This window comes from Chitinophaga sp. (assembly GCF_035564935.1).
In the GTDB taxonomy this organism is placed as follows: domain Bacteria; phylum Bacteroidota; class Bacteroidia; order Chitinophagales; family Chitinophagaceae; genus Chitinophaga.
Genome location: NZ_DATMTE010000431.1, coordinates 1 through 5,964, shown reverse-complemented (window position 1 = coordinate 5,964; position 5,964 = coordinate 1). Strand labels below are relative to the sequence as shown.

Below are 5,964 nucleotides of genomic sequence, written 5' to 3'. Positions count from 1 at the left end.
TTTTGCCGGGAAAAAAATGGCTGCGATCAGGAAAGCGAATACTGAAATGATCAGGCCAAACATGAAAATATTATAAGAGATACGCAGCAGCTTATATTTATGCCCCAGCACTACGCCGAGGTAATAAATGTCTCTTGTCATACTGCTGTACAGGAAGTCTGAATCATCCATCATCTGCCTGATTCCCCATTGGTATTCTTCCAGGTGCATCTTATAAAAATTACCAAAAAACAAAAGGTTGGCATCTTTCTTTTCAATATCTGCTTTGGTAAAAATACCGCTGGTTACATTAGGACGGGTAGCCAGTACGGAAAAGATCACGGTGAGCACTGCGGTGAACAGGAAAATAATGGAAGGGATCACCATATTGGGATAATCTTCCAGCCGCCTTACAAGCACGCTCAATATCACTGATATGATAATGGAATTTACCGAAATCATGATATGTGCTTTGCTGTCGGCCATGGAGCTGAGCCTGATATGATTGGTGGAGGTGGTCCTGAACATGGTTTCCACGCCACGTTCCGATTTGCTTCCTTTCCCTTTGTCCTTGTCTTTTTTCTTTTTCTCTGTGGCGGTAGCAGGAGCGCCTTCGGTACCTGGTGTAACAGCTGTAGCGGCAACGGAAGTAAGATGTTCTTCGCCGGCTTCCTTTGTTTTCTTCTCCAGTTTCTTTTTCAGCTTTTCCAGGTTATCGTCTTTCTGTTGTTTGAACAGGGTTTGAGCGTAATCGGTCCAGTAATGATGCTCCGTCAGGAACTTGATATTATTGGTTAGCCATTTGATGCCGGGAATATCTACCTGGTAGGTAAGTTCCATTTCCTGCCGCAATAACTTGTTCCGGTCGGTAAATTCTTTGGAGCCAAGATGGGAAAGGTCCGCGTCACAAACAATCTGTTCCACGAGGGTATTGGGCGACTGTGGCATTTTGGTGGCCAGGATAGCGCCTTTTACCATCAACTGAACATTTTCAGGCGCCTGTTGTTGCTGTAAGAACTGCAGGGCCTCTTTGGCGCCGTTTTCTTCATGGGCGCTGCCTTCGCCAAGCAGGTAGCCGGCGTCATGGAACCAGGCGGCTACATACACTGCTGCTAATTCGTCGTCCTGCAAACGGTAATGGGCCGCAATTTGCCCGGCAGCCTGCACTACCTGTTGTGTATGTACGAGATTATGATAAACCAGGTTAGGGCGCGGGTGTTGCTGATACTGGGCCATCACATAGTCCCGGGCTGCATCTATAATAGCATTGTTTTGCATAAGGAAGACGAAAATTAAGATAAGGAACTGCGAAATACGTTTTATTACTTTGCACTTTATGGTACTAATAACGGTATGTTCGCCATTTCGCGTATTACAAATCGCAAATTGAACCTAAGTTACTGCATTTTTGAGTTAAATTTATGCTATAAAGTTACACTATGGATGTCCGGATCGGGTTAATCTTTCTCCTTTTCTTACTGTCATGTAATCTGAGCGACAGGGAACAAAAAGTATATGCTTCGCCCAAAGGTTATGACCTGAAAGAACCGGTACGCTACCGGGTAAGGGAATCCATGCAGGAAATTTCCGGTATCGAATTATTCCCCGATGAACACCGCATTATGGCCATCAACGATGAGGAAGGCCGCATTTACCAGGTGGATGTATTGGCCAAAGAACCATATCCCCACTTCAAATTTGCAAAAAACGGGGACTATGAAGATATATGCCATACCGATAGCGGCTGGTTTGTACTGAAAAGTAACGGCTCCCTGTTTCAGGTACATGGCCTGTTTACCGACAGCATATACAGCGATTATTACAAAATGGAAAAGCAGGGAAAGAAGGAATTTGAAACCACTTACTACGACCGCGGAAGTAATGGCATTGTGATGATCTGCAAAAACTGTGAAGATGATAAAAAGCTGGGCGTTACCAGCGCCTACCGCTTCAACCTGGCTACGAAAACATTCGATACCGCCGCCATCTACCGGTTCAGTAACCAGGAAATTGCCAGCCTGGCCGGATCGGATATGCGCTTCTTTAAACCATCGGCGGCAGCCGTTCATCCCATCGAAAAAAGACTGTATATCGTTGCCTCTGTAAACGGCCTGCTCGTAATAGCCGATCTGCAGGGCCACGTACAGGAAGCCTACAACCTTAAACACCGCCTGTTCCTCCAGCCGGAAGGCCTGGCCTTTGCCCCAAATGGCGATATGTATATTTCCAATGAAGGCGGCTACGACGGTTCCGCCAATATTCTTAAATTTAGTTACAAGTCCAGATGATCAGATCAGCCATAATCTATATTGCCTTACTCATCTTCGCCTGCACTACCGGCTACAGCCAGTCGCCACAGGTAGTGAAACGCGTGATCCTTATCGGCGACGCCGGGGAACTGCACGACAACGGCAAAAACTCCGTAGTGGACGCCGTCCGCAACACCTTCAACCTGCAAGACAACCGCAATACCATCCTGTTCCTGGGCGATAACGTATACCCGAGAGGGTTACCCGACTCGGCCAGCAGGAAGTTCCCCATAGCAAAGGAAATCATCGATTACCAGATCAACCTGGTACGCGGTACCAATGCGCAGGGATATATCATTCCCGGTAACCACGACTGGGACAAAAGCAAACCCGATGGATGGGACATTATCCGTAACCAGCAGCAATACGTGGATTCCCAGCACCTGGACAATGTACACTTTGAACCCAAAGAAGGCTGTCCCGGCCCCACGGAAGTAAAGATCTCCGATAATATTACCCTCATCATCATGGACAGTGAATGGTGGGTGTTCCCTTATCAGAAACCGGGCATTGAATCGTCCTGCGATTGTAAAGACAACGACGAAGTGCTTAACAGGCTGTCGGAAATAGTTGCTATGAACCGCAACAAGCTGATCATATTTGCTACCCATCATCCTTTCCGCAGCTATGGTATTCATGGCGGCTATTATACCATCAAGCAACATATCTTCCCGCTTACAGACCTTCGCCCGGCGCTGTTTGTACCGCTGCCGGTAATAGGCTCTATCTATCCCATTGCCCGTGGCGTTTTCGGTACCCCGGAAGATATTCCGAATCCTAAATACCAGCAAATGATCAAAGGGGTGGAAACAGCCCTGAAGCCGCATGGCCCCGTGGTATTTGTTTCCGGTCATGATCACACGCTCCAGCTCATAAAAGATAAGCAGAACGCCTACGTGGTAAGCGGCAGCGGCGCAAAAAACAACCGGGTAAAGAAAGGCCCGAAATCATTGTTCGCCAGCACCGCCAACGGGTTCAGCGCTATTGAACTGATGTCCGATAGCACCGTGCGGGTACAATATTATATTGCAGACAACGGCGCACAACCGGTGTTCACCAACACCCTGTTCCGCCTGCAGGATATCCCGCAACAGGCGCTTGCTTATCATCCGCCGGCATCATTGCCGCCGGCTATAAAGGTGGCTGCCGATACCCAATATATCCACGTCTCTAATTTTCATAAAAAATTACTGGGCGAAAACTATCGCAAAGTTTGGGCTACACCGCTGAACTTCCCGGTGCTGGACCTGAAAACAGCCAAAGGCGGCCTGAAGATCCTGCAACGGGGCGGTGGAAAACAAACGCATTCACTTCGCCTGGAAGATAGTACCGGCACCGAATGGGCCATGCGCTCCCTGAAAAAATTCCCGCTGGCAGCTATTCCTGAATTGCTGAGGGAAACTATTGCCCGCGAAGTAGTGCAGGACCAGATCTCCGCCGCCAACCCTTACGCCCCGCTGGCTGTAAGTGTATTGGCCGAAGCCGCCGGTGTACCGCATACCAATCCTACTTTTGTATACCTGCCGGCAGATAGCTCCCTCGGCATCTATGCAAATGACTATGGCAACGAAGTGTTCCTCTTCGAAGAAAGGGAACCCGTTACCGGCAGCAACGATAAAACATACAACACTCCAAAGGTATTGGCGAAGGTATGGGGTGATAATGACGTACACATCGACCAGAAATCCGTGCTCCGCGCACGCATCTTCGATATGTACATCATGGATTTCGATCGTCACGACGACCAGTGGCGCTGGTATAAAGAAAAACATAAAGGAGAGGAATATTACTACCCGGTGCCGCGCGACCGCGACCAGGCATTTTTCCTCAACGGTGGTTTTATTCCCCGTATGGCGGCCCGTCCCTGGTTCATGCCGGCTATACAAGGCTTCCGTAAAGATATCCCGGATATCAACGGCTTTAACTTCAGCACCCGCTATTTCGACCGCTCTTTCCTTAATGAAATGGATGAAAGCGACTGGAAGAAACAAACAGATAAGTTATTAAAGAAGATGACCGATAGCGTGATAGACGCTGCTGTAAAAGCTTTTCCCGATACTATCCAGTCGCTGGTAGGCCCAATGATGATCGAGAAATTATCTGCCCGCCGCAACATCCTGGAAAAGAACACCCTCAAATATTACCGCTTCCTCGCCAAGGGCGTTGATGTACCGGCCACAGAAAAGAATGAGCTTATCACCGTTGAAAAGCAGGCTGGAGGTAAGGTAGCGCTGGATATCTTTAAGATCAGCAAGAAAGGAGCCGTTCAGCAAAACATCTACTCCCGTACTTTCGATCCCTCCGTTACCAAAGAAGTAAATGTATATGGCATGGGTGGCAACGACCGTTTCGTGGTAAAAGGCGATCATGCAACCCCGATTCGTATCCGCCTGGTAGGTGGCAAGGAAGCAGATACTTACATGGACAGCACCACGGTAAAGGCAGGCAAACGGGTACGCATATACGATCAGCGTACCGGTAAAGATACCTTTGCGCTCACGGGTAACGAACAGCGCCGCCTGTCGAACGATCCGGCCAATATCAAATACAACCGCAATGCCTTCCAGTATGAAAAAGCAATGCCTTTACTGGCCGGTGGCTACAACCGCGACGATGGTCTTTTACTCGGTTTAGGGTTGTCCGTTACCCGCCATGCCTGGCGCCGGGAGCCGTTTTCCACCAAACACCTGTTCACCGCTACACATGCGCTGGCTACACGCGCCTGGAACTTCCGCTATGAAGGAGAATATACAGACGTGATCGGGAAATCAGACCTGCTGTTGTTCGCCAGGGCAAAGGCGCCAAACAATACCATTAACTTTTTCGGTTATGGAAATGAAACAGTGTTCGATAAATCAAATAATAAAACCATTTCCTGGTATCGGGCAAGGTATAATTTTTATACCGCAGAAGCATTGCTGAGAACAAGTGTGGGTAACCACATGACCATTGCGTATGGTCCTACTTTCAATAATTATGCTTTTAATAAAGGGGAAAACGATAACCGTTTCATCACCGATTTTAAAAACAACGGTCTGGATTCCGCCGGTATCTACGCCAATAAGGCATATGCCGGTGGTAAAATAGTAGCCACCATTGATACCCGTAACAACAAGATCATTCCTACCCGCGGCATCCTGTGGACCACCACTTATGCCGGCAACTTTGGTGTGAACAGCAACAGCTATAACACCACATCACTGCAGTCGGATCTGAGCCTCTACATGAGTTTCCGTATCCCTGCCAACTTTGTGATAGTAAGCCGTTTTGGTGGCGGTAAATTATGGGGCAATTATGAATACTTCCAGGCGCTTACGGTAGGTGGCGTGCAAAACCTTCGCGGCTACCGCAACTACCGCTTTGCCGGCGATGCCAATGTGTATAACAATACGGAAATACGCGTGAAATTATTTGACCTGAAAACATATATCCTGCCTGCCGGTGTTGGTCTTATTGCCTTTAATGATGTGGGCCGTGTATGGAGGGAAAATGAAACCTCCCATGTGTGGCACGACGGATATGGTGGCGGCGTTTATATAGCGCCTATCAATGCGTTGATCATCACCGCGGTGGTAGGACATTCCAAAGAAGAAACAGTGCCTTATATAACCTTCGGGTTTAAATTTTAAGGAGAAGACGATATAAGAAGAGGGTGTATCAAAACTTTTGATACGCC

3 protein-coding genes are annotated in these 5,964 nt (G+C 48.2%); 2 read left to right on the top strand and 1 reads right to left on the bottom strand.

Going from position 1 to position 5,964, the window contains the following annotated elements; translation table 11 throughout:
- Nucleotides 1-1,257, bottom strand: a 1,257-nt coding sequence (locus VN105_RS11150; RefSeq protein ID WP_325640819.1) for a Pycsar system effector family protein, incomplete at its 3' end; no start/stop codon positions are given.
- Nucleotides 1,258-1,418: 161 nt separating this feature from the next.
- On the opposite strand from VN105_RS11150, the gene VN105_RS11145 reads away from it, so the two are divergent.
- Together VN105_RS11145 and VN105_RS11140 are read left to right on the top strand one after the other, a co-directional pair.
- Nucleotides 1,419-2,267, top strand: a complete 849-nt coding sequence (locus tag VN105_RS11145; protein ID WP_325640817.1) for a hypothetical protein — start codon at nt 1,419-1,421, stop codon at nt 2,265-2,267.
- Entirely contained in the window at nt 2,264-5,917 is a 3,654-nt protein-coding gene (locus VN105_RS11140; RefSeq protein ID WP_325640815.1) for a BamA/TamA family outer membrane protein, read from the top strand. Before VN105_RS11145 ends, VN105_RS11140 begins: the two co-directional genes overlap by 4 nt.
- Nucleotides 5,918-5,964: the final 47 nt, after the last annotated feature.